The following is a 13,751-nucleotide window of genomic DNA, read 5'->3' on the forward strand; positions in this document are numbered from 1 at the left end:
AGAACTGGGCGGCCGTCAGGGGCCGCGCGGCCGGGCGAACGCTTCGGAAGAGCATCGATCACTCCACTAATGCGACAACTGTTACATTAAGATACTGCCATGCCGCCGTCCCCCGGAGCAACCGGACCACCTGCGATGACTCCCCGAACGCCGCGACCGGAGGGCGACCGGCCCGCGCCACCGCCCCGGCCCCGCCCCGGCGGCCGAACCGCCCGCACCCGTGCGCGGGTGCTCGAAGCGGTCCTCGCGGAGCTCGGCGAACACGGTTATGACGGGCTCACCATGGAGGCCGTCGCCGCCCGTGCCGGTGTGCACCGGGCCACGGTCTACCGGCGCTGGAACGACGTCGGCGGCCTGCTCGCCGACGTCCTCGACGCGGCCGGCGACGACGACTGGGGACCCCCGGACACCGGCTCGCTGGAGGGCGACCTGGCGGCCCTGAACCAGGAGATCCAGACGGCCATGGCCGCCGAGCCGCCGATCATGGCGGCCCTGATCGCCGCCTCGTTCCGCTCCGAGAAGGCCGCCCGCGCCCAGCAACGGCTCTGGGAGGACCGCTACACCCGCTGCGAGATCGTCGTCACTCGGGCCGCCCACCGCGGCGAACTACCGCCGCGCACCGACGCCCGGCGCCTTCTCATCGCCGCCACCGCACCGCTGTACCACCACCTGGTGCTCCTGCGCACCCCACCCGACCCGGCCCTCCCCGGCCACGCGGCCAGAACCGCCGCCCTGGCCGCGGCCGCCGGCGCCTTCGCCGAGCCCCCCTCGGCGAACGCGCCACCTGGGTGAGGTTGCGGACCCGGCCGGCGGAGCCCCCATCAACGGATCTTGCAAGCCCCGCCCGGGGAGGACGCCTGCTGAGACACCTCCGCGTGCCCCCCGGGCAGTCGGACCGTGACGAGGAGGCCGCCGGCGGGGCGGGGGACGAGGTCGAGGGTTCCGTCGTGTGCTCGGACGATGCTGTGCACGATCGCCAGCCCGAGGCCGACGCCGGCGTGCTCGTCGGCGCGTATGCGTTGCGTTCCGCGCTGGAAGGGCTCGGTGAGGGTCGGGACCAGTTCCGGCGGGACCGGCCGGCCGGTGTTCTCGACCCGCAGCACGCTCGCGTCATGCCGCGACTCGGTGTGGACCGTCACGGTGCCGCCGGCGGCGAGGTTGTGGACGACGGCGTTCTGGACGAGGTTGGTGACCATCCGCAGGATGAGGGCCGCGGAGCCGACGGCCGGTGCCCTCTCACCGGTGACGTCCAGCGTGATCCGGCGCTGTTCGGCGAGGGGGAGCAGCGTTTCGGCGGCTTCTTCGGCGATGAGGGACAGGTCGACGGGCTCGCGGGCGAAGCTCCTGCGGTCGCCGCGGCTGAGCAGCAGGAGGGCCTCGGTGAGATCGATCGCCCGCGTGTTGACGCTGTGGAGGCGTTCGATGAGTTCGCCCTGGTCCCGCGTGGGGTCGGTGCGGGCCACGTCGAGGAGCGTCTGGGAGATCGCCAGCGGGGTGCGCAGCTCGTGGGAGGCGTTCGCGGCGAACCTCTGCTGCTCGTCGACGTGGGATTCGAGCTGTTCGAGCATGGCGTCGAAAACGTCGGCGAGTTCGCGGAACTCGTCATTGCGGCCCCGTAGCCGGATCCGGTGGGACAGCGATCCGTTGGAGGCCGTCCTTGCCGCGTCCGCGATCCGGGTGAGGGGCGCGAGCATCCGGCCGGCGAGGAACCACCCTCCCAGGAGGCCGAACACCAGGAGGAGGGCCATCGCCGCGGCCGCGGCGGGATAGAAGCCCTGCAGGAGGTCGGAGCGGTCGGGCCCGACGACGATCACGATGCCGTACTTCCGCTGGATGTCTCCGGGGTCGATGTCGCGCATCCAGCGCAGCACGAACACCCAGACCACGGCCAGCAGGAGAGCGCCGCCCAGCAGGACGAATCCGGCGTAGCTGAGGGTGAGCTTCAGCCGAGCGCTGAGCCCTGGGCGCCTATCCACGAGTGCCGCCGGGGTGGACGGGCTCGACGATCCACACACGCATGCTCTCGATGCTACGAACCGCTACATATCGTCCGCATATCGAAAACCCCATACGCGCCGGCAACACCGCGCCGCCTTGACTGGCGGTGTGACTCGAACCCGATGCGACGGCGTGACCGTCCGAGGATGCAGCAGTGACCGGTAGTGAGCGACCACAGACGGTGGCGCAGGTCGACACGGTGGAGACCGAACAGGCCGGCACCGACCACCGGCACACCGGTGCCGGGACCTGGCGTGCGGGCGTCCGCCGGGCGATCCGCGCCGGCTCCCGGCCGGGGCCCTGGAAGCGCGGTCTGGTGCTCGCCGCGTCGGCGCTGCTGCTCGGCCTTCTCATGCTGCTGCACGCGGAGATCCCGAACCGGATCGGGAACCTCGGCAGCCTGGTGGAGACCTTCCTGCCGTGGTTCGGCCTGTTCGTCCCGGTGCTGCTGGCAGCGGCGCTGTGGCGCCGCTCCGCCTCCGCGGTGGCCGCGCTGCTGCTGCCGGTCGTGGTGTGGCTGAACCTCTTCGGCGGGCTGCTCGGCGACAAGTCCCACGCGGGCGGCGACCTCACCCTGGCCAGTCACAACGTCGGTGCCGACAACCCCGACCCGATCGGCACCGCCCGCGACCTGGCCGCCTCCGGCGCGGACGTGCTGGCACTGGAGGAGCTGGCCGAGCAGGTCAGGGGCACGTACGAGAGGGAGCTGGCCAAGACGTACCCGTTCCACACGGTGCAGGGCACGGTCGGGCTGTGGAGCAGGCTGCCGCTGTCGGGCACCCGGCCGGTCGACATCAAGACGGACGCCGGGCCGCTGGGGGAGTCCAAGCCGGCCGAAGTCAAGATGCACTACAACCGGGCGTTTCGCACGACGGTGGCCACGGGACAAGGGCCGTTGGCGGTGTACGTGGCCCACCTCGGGTCCGTGCGCGTGAATCCCAGGGCGGGCTTCTGGACGGCCCACCGGGACAGAGGCGCGCAGGCGCTCGCCGAGGCCGTCGCCGCCGAACGGAACGAGCGGGTGGTGCTGCTCGGCGACCTGAACGGCACCGAGGACGACCGCGCGCTCGCCGGCATCACCTCGCGGCTTCGCTCGGTCCAGGACGAGGCCGGGGACGGCTTCGGCTTCAGCTGGCCGGCGACGTTCCCGATGGCGCGGATCGACCAGATCCTCGTCCGCGGCGTGAAGCCGGAAAGCTCGTGGGTGCTCCCCGCCACCGGCAGCGACCACCTGCCGGTAGCGGCCGGAATCAGCTGGTGAAAGGACCGTGAGCATGGACCCGGATTCTGTACGTGGCATCGGCCGGCGGCGGCTGGTCACCTGGGGCGGCCTGGCCGCCGCCGGCGCGGCGGCCGGTGTGCCGCTGGTGGGCGCCGGGACCGGCCGCGCCGCCTCGCCCCCGGCCGGTCCGTCCGGGCGCGATGAGATCCCGCCGGAGACCCGGCCCGGCGGAGCCTACGACCGGTACGTGGCGCAGTTGGCCGCCGCGGGCGAGTTCTCCGGTGTGGTGCTGCTGTCGCACCGGGGCCGGACGGTGCTGTCCCGCAGCTACGGCATGGCCGACCAGGAGAAAGGGGTCCGCAACCACGAGGGCACGGCGTTCAGCCTGAGCTCGGCGGGCAAGCCGTTCTTCGCCGTGGCCATGCTGCAACTGGCCCAGCAGGGCAAGCTGCGCCTGACGGACACGGTGGGCGCCCACCTGACCGGCTTCGCCAAGGACATCGCCGAGAAGGTGAACATCCACCACCTGCTGTCCGGCACCTCCGGACTGGGCGGGCCGGATGAGGACGTGCAACGCGTCTTCCAGAGCCGCGACGAGGTGCACGATTACTACGAGCAGCGCGCCCGGCAGGCGAAACTGGTGGGCGTCCCGGGCACTCCGAACACCGCCCACGCGGAACCGGAGGTCACCATCTCCGCGCTGATCGTGGAGGCCGTCGCCGGCATGGCGTACTGGGACTACGTCCAGGAGAACATCTTCGAGCGCTGCGGCATGAGCGGCTCGGGCTTCTACACCAGGCCGCAGTGGCTGACCGACAGGCACATCGCGCACCCGTACATGAAGGTGGCCGACGGCAGCGTGGTGGACGCCCTCCACAACCTGGACAAGGGCAGCCCCAACCCGTACGTGCTCGGCAAGAACCCGGGCCGCGCCTTCATCGACGCCCCTGGGGACGGCGGCTTCGCCACCGCGCCGGATCTGGTCCGGTTCGCGCGCGCCCTGGGCGACGGCACGGTGCTGGACCGGCCCTGGGCCGACGTGCTCACCTCGGCCAAGATCCCTCACGGACCGGCGTCGTTCGGCGCGTACGGGATCCCGATCAGCATCGTCAACGGCCAGTGGATGTACCAGCGCGCCGGAGGCAACCCCGGTGTCGGCGCCAACTGGAGCATCTACCCCTACAGCGGCTGGGTCGGCATCATCCTCACCAACCGCGACTCCGACGGCGGGTCCCTGGTGGACGTCATGGGCCAGGAGATGAAGGCCATCACCGGCGCGGAACCCGACCCCGGCTCGGGCGGCTGACCCGGCCCACGACGCGAGCGGGCGGGTCTACCGCAGTCCGTGGGGACGCGCGTTCTTCCAGGCGCGGTCGAAGAGGACGGGGACGGGGCCGGACGGGACGACGGCCATGTTCGCCGTGGAGCGGCGCTCCTCCGCCAGCGGCAGCAGGCGGATCTTCGGCACCTCGATGGGCAGGCGCGGCGCCTTGTACTCCCGCCACGCGCCGTGCACGAACAGCGAGCGTCCCGCACGCGCCCGGGTGGCGTTCAGCACGAGCCCCGAGCCGCCGAGTTCGGCCACCGCCGCCTTGAACCGGGCGGGCTTCCAGCCGGTCCATTCCTTCACGTTGCGGTCGGACGGGTCGGGCAGGGCGAGAAGCATCAGGTAGAGGGCCGCCGCGTCCTCGCCCAGCCGGTGGGTCTCCGCGCATTCCTCCACCAGGTGCGGCACCGAGCGTGCCGGGTGCTGCTCCCAGCCCGGCGCCAGGTCCGCGTCGGCGGCCAGGTGCGCGCCGAGCGCGGCGAAGTCGTCGCTGAGCAGGAGACGCAGGTCCGCCAGTGCGGGAAGCCCGGAGCCGCTGGGCACCACCTGGGACGGCAGGGTCGCGTCGTAGTAGTCGTCGAGGGTGTCGAGCAGCGGGTCGTCCGGCCCCTTCACCGCGGCCGGATCCACCCGCAGGTGGCTGAGGCTGAAGTCGTCGTCCTCGACGATCGTCACCGCCGGATGGCCGGTGAGCACGCCGGTGGGCGGCGGGGCGCCCATCAGGTGGTTGCTCTGCAGCGAGAACAGGGTGCGCGGCCCCGCGGCCTCCCGCAGCCGGGAGATCGCGGCGCCGATCGCGGGACGCAGCGGATCGCCGGCCGGGGTCCGGTAGGCGAGCCAGGCGGCGACGCGCGGCAGGGCGAGCGGGTCCGGCTCGCCGGAGAAGGCCGAGGCGTCCGCGAGGCAGTCCCCACCGGCGGCGACGCGGCCGATGAGCACCCACGGACGCAGGGACGGCCGGCCGCTTCGCCACACCCAGGGGGACGCCCGGGGCGCGCGTGGCAGCGGAGCCTCGCCCCTGGGCTGGGTGATCTCCTTGAGCGCGCGGGGCAGGAGCCCGCTGGGCAGCGGGAACGGGGCCCCCGCCTCCTGCGAGCACCACGCGGCCGCGCGGTCCACCGCCGGGCCCGACGACCACAGCTCCTCCGGGTCGTCCGGCAGGAGGCGTTCGTAGAGCCTGGTGTAGAACTCGGGCGGTCGCAGGGCCCTGAGACTCTCCCTCGCCCGGTCCGTCTCCGGGCTCCACCGCGTCCAGCGGGACGGCCTGGAACCGGGGTGGACGAGCCGGACGGGATCGTCCGGGGCCAGTTGGTACGGCGCGGACAGGAGCGCCCCCTGGAGGACAACGGCCGCCTCGGCCTCCGACAGCCCCGTCTTCTCCGCGAACACGGCCGCCAGTTCAGGGGTCACCGGAGGACGGTCCCGTTCGCGCCAGAGTTCGTCGAACCGCGCGAACCAGTCGGCGGAGCGCACCGGCTCCAGCACGCAGGCGTCGAGCAGGCCCGCCCCGGCCGTCGCCAGCGGCCCCTCCTCGGCGAACTCTCCTTCGGGGGCGTACTCCAGGAGCACCCGTTCGAGGGGCACCTGATAGTCGACGCCCACCACCAGGGCGACGGACGTGGCCGTGCGGAACGCCGTCCCGGGGGAGACCATGCCGCGCTCCGTGTCCTCGGGCAGTTCGCAGCGCACCACCCGCCAGCGGCCCGGCTCGCCCGACACGAAGGGATAGGTCGCGTAGGCGGCCGGCATCTGGTGCGGACTCGGCCTCGACCTTGACAGGGCGCCGGTGTACGCGGCGGTGTTGGCGTGGTTCTGCCGGAACTCCAGGCCGACCACGTTGCCGTCCAGCCGGGCGCTCGGTGTGCTCAGGTCACCGTCCCAGACGGGCGTGCCGGAGCCCGCCAGGTCCATGAGCCAGCCGCACTGCCGCACGACCGGGTCGGCGCTCTGCGTCCGGGGCTCGGCCTCCGGTTCGTCCCCCGGAGTGAGGCGGCGGACGAGGCGCTCCAGGCCCACCCGGCAGTTGACCGCCGTGACCAGCGAGAACGCGACCCTGTCGAAGGCGGCCCTGTCCTGCTCCTTCAGCTCCGGCAGCGCCTCGGAGAGGGCCACGAAGTTCGGCCCCGACACCGAGCGGTTGATGTAGTGGGGCACCAGGAGCTTCACCAGCCCGTCGACGCGCTCGCGGGTGAACTCGTCCGGCAGGTCGGCCATGAGCAGCGCCATGACGTCCACCGCCGCGAACTCGCGCGCCGCCTCGGCGTCCTTGAGGAGCAGGTCCACCGCCGCGCCCACGTGCACGAACCGGGCGAGCAGCATCCGCAGCCCGTACAGGTCGACGCCCTCGCGCAGCCGGGCGCGCTCGCGGGCGCACCACGCGCGCACCTCCTCGTGGCCGATCGGGTTGTCGAACGGCCCCGGGAGCCTGCCCCACCCCTTGGTCTCGTGCGGCTCGTACCAGGTGTTGGACGCGCTGTCCCCGACGGTCATGTCGAGGTCGCCCCGCGCCCGGGCGCGCAGTTCCCGCGCGAACCGCTCGTCCGCCAGGACGTGCCGCAGTCCGGGGCGGCGGGCGACCACCAGGTCGGGCAGGAACGCGGGGCCGAGGCGCTCCGGCGGGTCGGCGACGGGGACGCCCTGCTCCAGCAGCATGTCGATCATGTCCAGGGGCGTCCTCCTGCGGCCGGTCTCGTCGAGCCGCCAGAAGCGGAACGCCACCGGCACCCCGTCGGCCGCGAGCCGCGGGCCGATCCGCTCGGCCACCTCGTAGAGCTCGCCGACCGGGTCCCTCCAGTGATCGTGTCCCTGCACGCAGTCGACCAGCCAGGCGGCGGCGTCTCCGGGCTGGAGGCCGGGGGCGTCCCCGGTCAGCATCGCCAGGGCGCCGCTGCGGTCGAGCAGCTTCAGCCACAGCGGTCCGTGCGTCGGCCATTTCGGACGCAGGTCCAGGACCCGCCGCGCCGCCTCATGCCCGGACACCAGGTCCATGGCACGGCCCTTCAACGCGTCGGTCCAGAACGCCTCGTCGCCCAGCAACACCTCGCCCGCCGCGAAGACCGGCCGCAGGAACGCCGCGAGCTCCTCCTCGGGGTCCAGCCCGGCGGCCTTGGCGATCTTCCGGAGGTCGGCGGCGAGCTGCGGATAGACGCCGCCGCCGGCTTCGACCCGCCACACCGCCACCTCGCGGAAGCGGGCAAGGCCCTCCGGCGTGGCCGCGTCCCTGGCGCCCAGGTCGCGTGCCCAGGCCCGCAGGACCGTCGCGGACAGCACGTGCGCGTGCTCTTCGTAGCGCCCGGCCAGCCACTCCGGGTCGGGACGGTGCGCCAGCGTCCGTTCGAGCTTGCGTGCGCGGCCGAACCAGGCGGAGGCCAGGTCCGGCTCATCGTGGTCGAGGGCGGCATCGGCCACCGCGTCCAGGAGGGAGATCAAAAGCGCGGGCGCGGACTCCTCCAGGCCCGCCAGGATCTCCTCCACGGACGGCTTGTAGAAGTAGCGCCAGCGACCGGTCCGGACCTCCAGGGTGTGGACCTTCTCCACCGCGAGCCGCTCCGCGTCGGGGTGCTCCGCGATGATGTGCTCGGGGAAGGGGACCACGTCGCCGTAGGGGTCGTGCAGGCCGGTCTCGAACAGGCCCTCCGGCTCCCACCCGTCCACCGCCATCAGCAGGTCGCGGTAGCGGACGGCCGGCTCGCGAAGCACCTGGGTGAGCCTGCGGTCGTCAGGGCCGACGTAGGTCCGCGCGCACAGCCCGCCTTCGACCGGCTCGGTGGTGAGCGTGACACCCGCCGCGTCGAGTGCCTCCGCCCAGAACGGGTCGGCATCCGCCAACACGCGTGGAACGCTCACCCCCTGAGCCGCCCACGAGCGTGCCGCTTCGTCGCACTGCTCCTCGTGGCGCTTCAGGTACCGCCGCACCAGGAACATCGCGGCCAGGCCCGGCGCGCCCTGCATCTGTTCGGGAAGCTGCTTGAGCTTCCGCCCCCTGGGATTGCGGTAGACGATCTCCAGATCGTCCGTCAGCTCCGCCGTGTATCCGCCGGCCTCGATCCGCCACCCCATGTACGCCGCAGCCTCCCCATCTCGATCTTGACGGGCCAGGGTACGCATGATCACCGACACCGGCCACCGAAGCCGGAGCCGCCACTCTCAGGTCTGCGTCGGAGCCTCCTGCCGTGTCCGCTCGAAACGACGCGCCACCCTGAGCCGGCCCTGAGAAAGTCTTCGTTCCGTGACGGTCCGGGGCCGGCCCAGGCTGCCTGCGCCGCGTTACGGCGGACTGCGGTCGGTCGCCTGCGTCCTCGCCGACGAGGCCGAGAAGTGCCGACCCTCGCCGGGTGCCGGCTCGGTGCCGGGGCTATTCGGTACGGGGCCTATGACGTGATCGCTGTGGCGGGGGTGACCTCCTGGCGGTGGACGATCACGTCGAACCACTGCCGCAGGGTGCCGCCGGTCATGTACGAGCCGGGGCCGGTGTGGGCGAGGCCCCGGGTCTGGACCGGAGCGTCCAGCCACGTGCGGACCGGCGGGGGCGCCGGTGCGCGCAGGTCAAGGGTGAACTGCGCGGTGCGGACGCCGCCGAAGGGGTTCTCGAACCAGTTCGGAGCGGGACGCGGCATGGGCACGGTCTTGCCGCCGCCCAGGCTCACCGTCCCGTGGTCGAAGGTGAAGCCGATCGACCGGTAGCGCGGGCCGTACCAGCGGCGCAGATACGAACCGGCGCTGGCGAAGCGCATGTCCGGGCCGGGAGGCCCGACGATGCGCATCCGCGGGGCGTCGGCGGTGTGCGCGCCGGCCGACCAGTAAGCGATCTTGTCGCCGCTGAATCCGCGCCACCATTGCAGGTTCCGCGCCGCGCGGGCGTCCCTGTAGCCGTGCTGGTCGGCCTCGGGAAGGCCGTAGTGCTCGTAGAACCACAGGATCTGCCGGGCGTTGTGCACGGCCAGGGCGTGCGCTCGGTCTCCCGGCCGGTGCGGCAGCCCTTCGACCAGGTCGTGCAGTCGGCGGGCGTGGCGGATGTACGGCTGCTTGTTCGCCACCTGCATGTATTCAGTGACGTACTTCCACATGTCCGCACTCGGTGGGCGAAGGACCCGCAGGTGGCCCCGGAGTTCGGCCAGGCGCTCCGGAGCGGTCGCGGCGACATGGGCATGGACGGCGTCGTAGGCCGACGGGCCGGTGAGGAAGTACTCCACCCCGACGAAGCGCACCTTGTCGGCCCGGCCCGCGTTGAAGTCGTGGAGCCAGCGCAGCACATCGGCGACCTCGCCGGTCTGGTACTGGGGAAGCATCTGCTGCATCAGTGCCTCCAGATCCCCTTCGCCCGTACGGATGTACCGGTCGATCTGGACGCCCGTCGTCCAGTTCTCCTCCCAGGCGACGGACCGGAAGCCGAGCCGCTCGACCAGGAGCCGCAGTGCGCGGTGCTTGAGCCGCGTCTCCTCGCGGGTGCCGTGCACCGACTCGCCGAGGCCGACGACGGTGGCGCCGCGAACCGACCGCAGCAGCGGCGCCTGGTCGTCCAGGGGCCCCGCCGGGTCGATGGTGCCCAGTGCCGCGGCGTTGTGCCCGACCCACTCGGTGACCGGCTCGGTGACCGGCTCGGTGACCGGCTCCGTGCGGGGCGCGGCGCTCACGGCGGGCGCGCCCGCGACCGCGGTTCCGATGCCGGCCGCCAGTAGCAGTGACGCCTGTGCATTCCGTCCAAATCGCTTCATCACTTCTCCTTTCGGCCGTCATCGTGGCTCGCTGGTTCCGCGGGCCACGTCCCCTCAGGGGCGTCATGTCGGCTACGCCCGGCGGCGTAGAACCACCGATCGCCTGAAGCGGCACACGTCGCGACGCGCCACAGGGTCAGGCGGTGAGGCGGCCCGGAGAAGGGCTGGGCAGGGGCACCCAGAGGACTCCTACGCCCTCCTAGGGTCACGCCGAGCGCGGCCAGAAGGCTGGAGGTCGGCACCGCTCGTGCTGTTCGAGCGCGCCTTGCCGGTGCCCTCTGCCCGCTGAGCCGTACGGGGATCTCGGGATGAACGGCCGTCCCCGGCGGCGTCGCGCCCACCTGGATGGTGAAGGGCGCCGCTCAGCCGGTGCGGGCGGCGGCGGGACCGTGTCACGGACGACTGCCGGACGCACGGTATCCCGGCATCTGGCGTGGGCGCCTGGTGGCGACTGTGAACGCCTTAGAGCCCCGGCCACTCGCCCGGGGCTCCAAGACGTCGAGCCGCGTTATCGCTGCTTGAGATCCGTGAGCAGTGCGCGGAACGCCGCGGGGGCGAGGAGGAGTTTCGGTCCGTTCGGGTTCTGGGAGTCCCGCACGCCCACGCCCTGCGGAAGGGCTGCGAGTTCGACGCAGGCCCCTCCTTGATCGTTGCTTCGCTGTGCCTTGCGCCACATTGCCTGGTCCACTGCTGGACGTCCCTCCGTGTGACCGCAGGTTCTGGCCTTCAGCGTAGGCACGTGATGTTGAAACGTGAAGTGCTGGAGCCCGGCGAGCGGCCGGGGCTCCACGACGTCGAGACCGCGTTACTGCTGCTTAAGATACTTGAGTAGTGCACGAAACGCGGTCGGGCCGAGGGCCAGTTTCGGTCCCTCCGGGTCCTTGGAATCGCGGATGCCCACGTCCTCACCGAGCAGCGCCAGTTCCACGCAGTTGCCGCCGAGGTTGTCGCTGTGGCTAGACCTTCTCCAGCTCAGCTCCATCGTTCCTTCAAGACCTTTCGAATGAGGCTTCGAGATTCTGCCACCGAGAGAGCATGTGCCTGGAGGGTGGCAAAAGCTTTGCTGGCGTAGAGTGTATCGGCCGAATCGCTGGAAGTATGTCCTCCGTTCAGAGTCGAGAGATACACCAGTTCATCACCGTTCTCCTGGGTGGCCAGCGTGAAGGGTGCATGGACGCCAGGGTAGTAGGCGATGGGCGCGATCTGGAGCTTGATGTGCTCAAGATCGGAGACGACCGAAAGATGTTCGCACTGGCTGCGCATCACTTCGGGGCTGCCGACGAGCCGATACAGCACGCTTTCGTCCAACACCACACAGAGGGTGGGTGAGCGATCACCGCTCAAGATGGACTGGCGGCGCAGGCGTGCTGTCACTGCGGCATCGTCGACGAGTAGCGCTCTGACATACGCCTCGTTCTGGAGAAGCCCATAGACAAGCGTGTTCTCGAAAGCTCGGAGAAACGCGGCCGAAGCTTCTGCGTTCGGAAAGTCGGTGAAGAATTTTGGGTGAGCGGAGGACTTGAGTATGTCGTCCCAGGTGTCGGTGAGGGTGGTCTCGGTGCCGAGGGCGTTGTCGAGACGTAAGGTGAAGTCCCGGCGGCACCGGGTGGTCCCGTTCTCCACCTGGGCGATGTAACTGCGGCTTACCGTAGCCCGTTCTGCCAGTTCGAGCCGGGATAGGCCCTTTTCCTGGCGAAGGCGGATGACTTCCTGGCCGAAGGCGATCGTCTGACGGGTCGGCTTGCGTGCAGCCATGTGAGACACCTCCTGGTACCGGCTCACACCCTCTGAAACCGGCGTGCGTGTGTTGTCGTCCTTTCGTAGTGACGTTACGCCTTGGAGTGGATTCTGTGCGGGGAGTTACCGGAAATCGGAGGTGATCGTTCATGGAGTGCCCCGCGGAGATCGTGGTGCCGGTTCGGGCCGAGTCGGTAAAGGTGGCTCGGGACTGGGTCGAGGCCGTCCTGGGGACGTGGGGACAGGACGTCTATGTGGCGAAGGTCGTGGTGTCGGAACTGGTGACGAACGTCTTGCAGCACACCAGGAGCGCGACCACGACCGTGCGGGTCGTCCAGGCGGACAAGGGAACGGTCGTGGAGGTGTTCGACTCTTCCAACACCCTGCCAGTGGCGGGCTCGGCGAACCTGCTGAGTGAGGGTGGACGCGGGCTGGCGATGCTGGACGTCCTCGCCAAGGAATGGGGCACGCAGCCACTCGGAGGCGGCGGAAAGGCCGTGTGGGCGCTCCTCCCTGAAAGCACGTCATGAACGAGGCCGACGCACTGGTCTCTCTACGCGAACGTTACTCGTCCTGGGAAATCTCGCTGAGCCATGGCATGTGGCAGGCGAAAGGGCCCGTTCTCATCCGTTCGTCTTCCCTGAGCCTCCTGGAAGCGGCGATGAACGGCGAGCCCCCATTTCCGTCCCGCTTGGCAAAGGAACGAGTCCGGGTAGGCGCGGACGGAGCGTCACCCGCCCGCAGAACGCGGCTGGCGGCGCCAAGCCGAACGCTTGGGCCAGGGTGCGGTCGATGGGGGCGCGGCGGTGTCCTGAGAGCAGCGCGTGCCGCGATGCGGAAGCGGCGGGGAAGGCGCGTTGGTGTCACCGCTTGAAGACCGCCTCGTACGTCCGCATCATCGCCCTGGACCGCACCACGGTCTCGGCCCTGCGCTCCCACCGCGGACTCCAGCGGAGATCCCCCGGGACCTGACCGGCTCAGCCGGACTCAGGACCTTCGCTGCGACACCCCGTGTCGGCCATCGATCGGTGGTGAGACTGAACCCATGCGTCGCAAGCGTTGTCTTCCGGAGATCGGCCCCGTCGGACTGGCCCTGGTCCTGACGACTGTGGCGGGGCTGGTGGACGCCGCCGCCTACCTCGCGCTGGGCGGCGTGTTCGTCGCCAACCAAACGGGCAACTGCGTGCTGCTGGCCATCGGGATCGCCGAACGCCTCCCGCTCGACGACGCCCTGCCCGGCCCGAATCGCGGCGTGAGCGAACCGCTGACGTCACTCGCGGCGTTCTGTGTCGGCGTGGCGGCCGCGGGATGGCTCGATTCACGCATTCTCGGACGCGTGACCGCAGTATGGCCCCTCGTGGGCGCCGAGTCGCTCTTGCTGGTCGCGGCGGCTGTGCCCGGCCCGAACTGGGCACGTGTGGGGTTGGCGGCGGCCGCGATGGGCGTCCAAAGCACGCACGGTATGCGGCTCGGCATCAACGGGGTCCCCACCACGGTGGTCACCAGCACGGTGACCCGGTTGTTCGCCGGAAGCAGTGAGAACTCCCATCGGCGACGCGGTTCGAGGCTGCTCGCCCTGGTCTGGCTGTTGTACATGATCGGCGCCATCGTCGGCGCGACCGTTACCGGCCTCTGGTCGTTCACCACGATCTGCCTGTGCGCTGCGGCGATGACGGGACTGGGAGCCGCCGCGAGAAAACCGAGGAGCGGATGACCATGCGGCCCGTCCCGGCCGTGCTCCGGTGCTGACCGG

11 protein-coding genes are annotated in these 13,751 nt (G+C 71.0%); 5 read left to right on the top strand and 6 right to left on the bottom strand.

The window, feature by feature from the left end; translation table 11 throughout:
• Nucleotides 1-228 precede the first annotated feature (228 nt).
• Nucleotides 229-792: a TetR/AcrR family transcriptional regulator gene (locus AB0H37_RS13155; RefSeq protein ID WP_360612608.1), complete on the top strand. Its 564-nt coding sequence runs from the start codon at nt 229-231 to the stop codon at nt 790-792.
• A gap of 29 nt (nt 793-821) precedes the next feature.
• On the opposite strand, the gene AB0H37_RS13160 is transcribed toward AB0H37_RS13155, so the two are convergent.
• The gene (locus AB0H37_RS13160) at nt 822-1,976 is read right to left on the bottom strand and encodes a HAMP domain-containing sensor histidine kinase (RefSeq protein ID WP_329094597.1); all 1,155 of its coding nucleotides are present in this window, start codon (nt 1,974-1,976) and stop codon (nt 822-824) included.
• Nucleotides 1,977-2,272: 296 nt separating this feature from the next.
• On the opposite strand from AB0H37_RS13160, the gene AB0H37_RS13165 reads away from it, so the two are divergent.
• The gene (locus AB0H37_RS13165) at nt 2,273-3,259 is read left to right on the top strand and encodes an endonuclease/exonuclease/phosphatase family protein (protein WP_360612712.1); all 987 of its coding nucleotides are present in this window, start codon (nt 2,273-2,275) and stop codon (nt 3,257-3,259) included.
• Between the two features lie 13 nt (nt 3,260-3,272).
• Nucleotides 3,273-4,526, top strand: a complete 1,254-nt coding sequence (locus tag AB0H37_RS13170; RefSeq protein WP_360612610.1) for a serine hydrolase domain-containing protein — start codon at nt 3,273-3,275, stop codon at nt 4,524-4,526.
• A gap of 27 nt (nt 4,527-4,553) precedes the next feature.
• Here the strand turns inward: AB0H37_RS13170 and AB0H37_RS13175 are convergent, their stop codons facing one another.
• From AB0H37_RS13175 to AB0H37_RS13195, 5 genes are all read right to left on the bottom strand, one after another.
• Nucleotides 4,554-8,606, bottom strand: a complete 4,053-nt coding sequence (locus tag AB0H37_RS13175) for a hypothetical protein (protein WP_360612612.1) — start codon at nt 8,604-8,606, stop codon at nt 4,554-4,556.
• A gap of 311 nt (nt 8,607-8,917) precedes the next feature.
• On the bottom strand, nt 8,918-10,261 hold the full coding sequence (locus tag AB0H37_RS13180; RefSeq protein WP_360612614.1) for an erythromycin esterase family protein: 1,344 nt from the start codon (nt 10,259-10,261) through the stop codon (nt 8,918-8,920).
• A 508-nt stretch (nt 10,262-10,769) separates the two neighbouring features.
• Nucleotides 10,770-10,937 carry a DUF397 domain-containing protein gene (locus AB0H37_RS13185; RefSeq protein ID WP_360612615.1) on the bottom strand — a complete coding sequence of 56 codons (168 nt, stop codon included), beginning with the start codon at nt 10,935-10,937 and terminating at the stop codon, nt 10,770-10,772.
• 129 nt (nt 10,938-11,066) lie between these two features.
• Complete coding sequence (locus AB0H37_RS13190) at nt 11,067-11,243, bottom strand: DUF397 domain-containing protein (protein ID WP_360612617.1); 177 nt, start codon at nt 11,241-11,243, stop codon at nt 11,067-11,069.
• Entirely contained in the window at nt 11,234-12,016 is a 783-nt protein-coding gene (locus AB0H37_RS13195; RefSeq protein ID WP_360612619.1) for a helix-turn-helix transcriptional regulator, read from the bottom strand. The genes AB0H37_RS13190 and AB0H37_RS13195 overlap by 10 nt, the downstream gene beginning before the upstream one ends.
• 131 nt (nt 12,017-12,147) lie before the next feature.
• Between AB0H37_RS13195 and AB0H37_RS13200 the strand changes: the two genes are divergently transcribed.
• Both AB0H37_RS13200 and AB0H37_RS13205 read left to right on the top strand, forming a co-directional pair.
• Nucleotides 12,148-12,528, top strand: coding sequence for an ATP-binding protein (locus AB0H37_RS13200; protein ID WP_360612620.1), 381 nt, complete (start codon nt 12,148-12,150; stop codon nt 12,526-12,528).
• 515 nt (nt 12,529-13,043) lie between these two features.
• Nucleotides 13,044-13,712, top strand: a complete 669-nt coding sequence (locus tag AB0H37_RS13205; RefSeq protein WP_360612622.1) for a YoaK family protein — start codon at nt 13,044-13,046, stop codon at nt 13,710-13,712.
• Nucleotides 13,713-13,751 lie beyond the last annotated feature (39 nt).

This window comes from Actinomadura sp. NPDC023710, assembly GCF_040639875.1.
In the GTDB taxonomy this organism is placed as follows: Bacteria; Actinomycetota; Actinomycetes; order Streptosporangiales; family Streptosporangiaceae; genus Spirillospora; species Spirillospora citrea.

Bases quoted from the DNA above. Each gene is read 5' to 3' on its own strand.
- AB0H37_RS13170 (WP_360612610.1), top strand. From the start codon at position 3,273: ATGGACCCGGATTCTGTACGTGGCATCGGCCGGCGGCGGCTGGTCACC.
- AB0H37_RS13175 (WP_360612612.1), bottom strand. From the start codon at position 8,606: ATGGGGTGGCGGATCGAGGCCGGCGGATACACGGCGGAGCTGACGGAC.
- AB0H37_RS13180 (WP_360612614.1), bottom strand. From the start codon at position 10,261: ATGAAGCGATTTGGACGGAATGCACAGGCGTCACTGCTACTGGCGGCC.
- AB0H37_RS13185 (WP_360612615.1), bottom strand. From the start codon at position 10,937: ATGTGGCGCAAGGCACAGCGAAGCAACGATCAAGGAGGGGCCTGCGTC.
- AB0H37_RS13190 (WP_360612617.1), bottom strand. From the start codon at position 11,243: ATGGAGCTGAGCTGGAGAAGGTCTAGCCACAGCGACAACCTCGGCGGC.
- AB0H37_RS13195 (WP_360612619.1), bottom strand. From the start codon at position 12,016: ATGGCTGCACGCAAGCCGACCCGTCAGACGATCGCCTTCGGCCAGGAA.
- AB0H37_RS13200 (WP_360612620.1), top strand. From the start codon at position 12,148: ATGGAGTGCCCCGCGGAGATCGTGGTGCCGGTTCGGGCCGAGTCGGTA.
- AB0H37_RS13205 (WP_360612622.1), top strand. From the start codon at position 13,044: ATGCGTCGCAAGCGTTGTCTTCCGGAGATCGGCCCCGTCGGACTGGCC.